This window comes from Microcoleus sp. Pol7_B2, from assembly GCF_036701035.1.
Taxonomy (GTDB): Bacteria; Cyanobacteriota; Cyanobacteriia; order Cyanobacteriales; family Microcoleaceae; genus Microcoleus.
Genome location: NZ_JAUBQB010000158.1, coordinates 1 through 4,136 on the forward strand (window position 1 = coordinate 1; position 4,136 = coordinate 4,136).

Annotated in this window: 3 protein-coding genes and 1 tRNA gene; 2 read left to right on the plus strand and 2 right to left on the minus strand. The window is 51.0% G+C overall.

What is annotated here, in order from left to right; genetic code table 11:
* Positions 1-359: 359 nt before the first annotated feature.
* Together QUA57_RS28125 and QUA57_RS28130 are read right to left on the minus strand one after the other, a co-directional pair.
* A complete protein-coding gene (locus QUA57_RS28125) occupies positions 360-2,078 on the minus strand; it encodes an ATP-binding protein (RefSeq protein ID WP_333065069.1) in 1,719 nt (572 codons plus the stop codon).
* 17 nt (positions 2,079-2,095) lie between these two features.
* A complete protein-coding gene (locus tag QUA57_RS28130) occupies positions 2,096-2,395 on the minus strand; it encodes a hypothetical protein (protein ID WP_333065071.1) in 300 nt (99 codons plus the stop codon).
* A gap of 292 nt (positions 2,396-2,687) precedes the next feature.
* Between QUA57_RS28130 and QUA57_RS28135 the strand changes: the two genes are divergently transcribed.
* Positions 2,688-3,734 carry a M42 family peptidase gene (locus QUA57_RS28135; protein WP_333035406.1) on the plus strand — a complete coding sequence of 349 codons (1,047 nt, stop codon included), beginning with the start codon at positions 2,688-2,690 and terminating at the stop codon, positions 3,732-3,734.
* A gap of 87 nt (positions 3,735-3,821) precedes the next feature.
* Positions 3,822-3,894 (plus strand) — tRNA-Glu (locus QUA57_RS28140).
* Positions 3,895-4,136: the final 242 nt, after the last annotated feature.

Genomic DNA, 4,136 nt, shown 5'->3' on the forward strand with positions numbered 1-4,136 from the left:
CGGATGCAGTCTTTAGCGCCCTCAACCTCAAGCGGGGAGAGATTCTGGGCATTCAAGTCAACGGTGCGATCGCGCCCTAATTCCCGATCGCAATCCCCACAAGTCGATCGCCATTACCGCTGACAAACACGAAATTCGCACCCTAGAGAATCTAGCACTCATGCAAGCTCTACTCGATAACCACTCAGAGTGCTTCCTATCTTTGACACAGTAGACTTTTTGCCGGAATCAAGTTAACAGACGTTTGTGCTGCTGACGACACTCACCAGCTTGATTTGCCACCACCGCTTGCCTTCACCCCAAGCTGACAAGAAGTCCATTATTCTCAAACGCAACATTGGTTCTTGAACACCTGGGTTTTAGCACCTGCTTGTACGTCCGGTGAGGCTGGTCACCACCGCCACTAACTCCGCAGCATCTACGGGTTTGGTCAAATGCATCTGAAAACCTGCTAATAGTGCCTGCTGACGATCGTCATTCCGGGCATAAGCCGTCAGCGCGATCGCGGGTAGCCTACCGCCCCGCTGCGCTTCAAGTTGACGTAACTTGCGGATCAGGGAGTAGCCATCCTCATCCGGCATCCCAATATCGCTCACTAAAACATCGAGCTTGCGATCGGTTGCGGTTTCGATAATGGTCCAGGCCTCCTTGGCCGAAGCCACAGCCATGACATCAGCACCATACTTTTCGAGAATCGTGCTCAGCAACTCTAGCGCGTCAGCCTCGTCCTCTACCACTAAGATTTGTAAGCCTTCAAGGGTCGGCGAAGCCTCAACCCTCCCATTCGCCTCGACCAGCGAGTTTAATTGCTCTCGATCGCTGGGTGGTAGATGGATAATCATCACGGGCAGTTTGACTGTAAAGGTCGTCCCCTGTCCTACCCCTGGACTAACTACCGTTACAGTCCCGCCATGTAATTCAACTAATTGACGCACAATGGCTAACCCTAAACCCAACCCCCCATAACTGCGAGTAGTGGTGCTGTCGTGCTGGCTGAAGCGATCGAAGACCAACGGTAGAAAGTCGGAGCTGATGCCTGCTCCAGTGTCGCTGACAGTAATTTCAACATGGGAATTAACTCGCTGCAAAAGAATCTGGACTCGCCCGTCTTTAGGAGTAAATTTGACGGCGTTAGAAAGTAGATTCCACACAACTTGCTGCAACCTATCGGCATCACCCAAGAGCGGACCAGCTTCAGAATCGAGTACGCTTTGCAGGCGAATTGACTTTGCCTCAGCCGCCAATTGTACAGACTCAATCGCCGATTCAATCACCGACACGAGGTTGACAGGACGGACTCGGAGGCGCAGTTTACCTGTGATGATGCGAGAAACATCGAGGATGTCTTCGATGAGCTGGGCTTGAGACTTTGCGTTTCGCTCGATCGTCTCCAAAGCGCGCGCCACCTTATCCTCACTCAGGTTTTTTTGCCGTAACATCGTTGACCACCCTAAGATCGCGTTGAGAGGAGTTCTGAGTTCATGAGAAAGAATCGAGAGAAACTCATCCTTGGCACGGTTAGCTGCCTCTGCCTCTGCCCGAATTATTTGTTCACGCCTCAATAATTCGTCTTTGGTGCGATTAGACGCTTCGAGTTGGGAAGTGCGTTCCTGCACCCGTTGCTCTAGCTCCACATTAATCGCCTGGATACGGCGGCGACTCTCTTCTAGTTCCTGGTTTGTAAAGGCAAGTTGAGCTGGACTCGGCGTATCGAGTGCCACTGGAATTAAGGGAATCAGTAAAAAGGTGAAGGTATACAAAGACCAAGCACCAGTGACAGCTTTGATCAGTCCTGAAACCCAATAAATGGGGTGCCAAAGTGTCACTATTTCCATCAGGTGCGTCGTGCCACATAATGCAAAGATAAAAAAGAAACCCACCAGCAGTATCACCGTGTGGGCAGGCAGATCCTTACGCTCATTCGTAAAATAAACAATGGCAACCGCCACCGAGAAATAAGCGAGGGTAGTCAAGGCATCTGACGTTAAGTGCAGCCAGACTAACCCCGGTTTCCAGAGGTAACAATGCCCGTGAGGAATGAAATTATTAGAAAAGAAGGTGCTCAAGAGGTCAGGCATATTAGTTTACGGCACTGTCAAGTTAATTTAGGGGGTGTCATCAATTCAAACAGATGACTGCAGCAGCCAGAAGAATCGCACGCCGGAAAGTTCACCGCCCTACGGTAATAGCGTGTCGTGATTGCCTGATACTGCTTGAGCTTGGGGAAAAAGTTCTCAATCAAATGACGGGCTTTGTACAATTCAGCATCGTAAGTTTCCAGGGTCTTGCAATTGCGGCGAGGTGAAATCACGGTGGTCTTCCCCTCGGCATTGAGGGGATCAATCACACGCTGATCTGGATCATAGCCCTTGTTAGCCAGCAGTGTATCCGCCATCAGTAACGGCTACGGTTGGTCGCCTCCTGCTCGCGTGACGAGTTTGTCCGGGGTGAGGTGAAACCCCAACGGATTGCCCAACGCACCCACCGGCTCCCATAAATCTTGTTACTCAATCCCCCTTTGCTGCGTCCAATTGCTTCATTCCTAGGCTGCTCAAAAAGCTCAGCAGGAAGATGTTTCTTTCAAGTGGGAAAATGCCTGAATTAAAACTAAGTGTACCGCCGGGGAAATAGAGAGTAAATCTGCTTTAATATATGTCAAAATTCGCTCCTAAAAACGAAAATCAAAAATGTTAGAGTTCGATCGCCTGTTCCAAACAATCGAAGAATTAGTAATGCTGCACTCACCCAGCGGTGCGGAGTCGGAAATTAACCAGCGGTTGATGGAAAAATTCGCCGCCCTGGGAGTGAATGCTTGGCTCGATCGCGCGGACAATGCGATCGCCCTAATTAAGGGCCGCAATCCCGAAAAGTCGATCGCCATTACCGCCCACAAAGACGAAATTGGCGCCCTAGTTAAAACAATAGGCGAGAGGGGCCGCGTGGAAGTCCGCAGACTGGGGGGCGCATTTCCTTGGGTTTACGGCGAAGGCGTGGTGGATTTGCTCGGAGACAAGCAAACAATTAGCGGCATTCTCAGCTTCGGTTCGCGCCATGTTTCTCACGAATCTCCTCAGAAAGCTCAGCAGGAAGATGTTTCTTTAAAGTGGGAAAATGCCTGGATCGAAACTAAGTGTACCGCCGAGGAATTAGGCGAGGCCGGAATTCGACCGGGCACGCGGATGGTGGTGGGAAAGCACCGCAAGCGCCCGCTGCGGTTGAAGGATTGGATCGCCAGCTACACTCTGGACAACAAGGCTTCAGTGGCGATTTTGCTGGCTCTGGCGGAATGTTTGAAAGAGCCTGCGGTGAATGTTTATTTGGTAGCGTCGGCGAAGGAGGAGGTTGGAGCGATCGGAGCTTTGTATTTCACGCAGCGCCAGCCGTTGGATGCGCTGATCGCTTTGGAAATTTGCCCTCTAGCACCGGAATACCCGATTCGTGACGGCGAAAACCCGGTTTTGCTGGTTCAGGACGGCTACGGAGTCTACGATGAAGGATTGAACGCCCAATTGCGCGCAGCAGCCGCAGCAGCCGATGTAGAGGTGCAGTTGGCGGTAATTAGCGGTTTTGGGAGCGATGCTTCGATCGCCATGAAGTTCGGCCACGTAGCCCGCGCCGCTTGTTTGGCTTTCCCCACCCAGAACACCCACGGCTTTGAAATTGCTCATCTCGGGGCGATCGGCAATTGCGCCGCCATCCTCAAAGCCTACTGTGACGAGCTTTGGGACGACTAGAAAAAAAAGTTTCGCAAAGTAGTTGACAGATTCGGAAAGATTAGTTAAGGTAATAAAGGTGCGGAACACAAGCAAACGCAACGACGCGCCCCCATCGTCTAGAGGCCTAGGACACATCCCTTTCACGGATGCGACGGGGATTCGAATTCCCCTGGGGGTATTGAAAATTTAAGTCTGATATCAAAGTGATATCTAGTATATGGGGTGGGCATTTTGTCCGCCCTTATTGCTATTAGGACTTACGCACGGGTAGCCAGAAACCGGGTTTTTGCTCAGAAAAGGCGTGACAGCCCGCAGCAACAGCAAAAACCGGCCCGGCTTTATTTACAGCAAATTCCATGTAAATGTGGTACAGTACATTCAGTACATCAGCAGAAAAAATGAAAGCTTATTCGCTCGAGT